This window comes from Ligilactobacillus acidipiscis DSM 15836 (assembly GCF_001435755.1).
GTDB classification, from domain to species: domain Bacteria; phylum Bacillota; class Bacilli; order Lactobacillales; family Lactobacillaceae; genus Ligilactobacillus; species Ligilactobacillus acidipiscis.
In genome coordinates this window covers 1-586 of sequence record NZ_AZFI01000348.1, presented here as the reverse complement: position 1 = coordinate 586, position 586 = coordinate 1, and the positions used below count along the sequence as shown (strand labels likewise).

General features: G+C 30.9%; 1 protein-coding gene and 1 pseudogene. Both read left to right on the top strand.

The window, feature by feature from the left end:
• Positions 1 to 204: replication initiation protein (locus FC65_RS11070; RefSeq protein WP_156408648.1), on the top strand; the 204-nt coding region annotated here is incomplete at its 5' end.
• A 9-nt stretch (positions 205 to 213) separates the two neighbouring features.
• A pseudogene (locus FC65_RS11065) lies at positions 214 to 586 on the top strand (helix-turn-helix domain-containing protein); the annotation flags it as partial.

Below are 586 nucleotides of genomic sequence, written 5' to 3'. Positions count from 1 at the left end.
GATTGGGAAAGTTGGTTTTTAGGAAAAGATATTCGTTGGCCAGCAGGAAAATTTGGCCAAAAAGCTTTAGATGTTGCAATTAAGGAACTAACTCAAAAACTAGGAGTTTGGTTCACTGTAACAAAGCAAAAAAGAGGTCGTTCTATTGTAGGTTATGAAATTACCATTCATGGCAAAGAAACAAAAAGAGGTCAAACAAGCTAGGAGAAAAGCATGAAAACTGTAAAAGATTTAGCTGTTGAATTAAAAGTTACTCCACAATATATAAATAGAGTAATAAATCAGCTACCGACCAGTAAAAAGCCAAAACAAGTTAATCATTCTTATCAAATAGATGATCATGTAGAGACTGCTATAAAGGAATTTATGAGTGTTAGACATAAAAGCACAGAAACAAAGAAACAAAGAAACAAAAGTTTAAATATTTCTTTGTTGCAAGACAAACTTTCTTCTCAATTAGAACAAGAAAACCAGTCTTTAAAACAACAACTAGAAACTAAAGATAAACAGATTGAAAAGTTGCTAAAACAAAATGAGAATATACAAAAATTGGTAGATCAAGAGCAACAACTTCATTTATCTGATC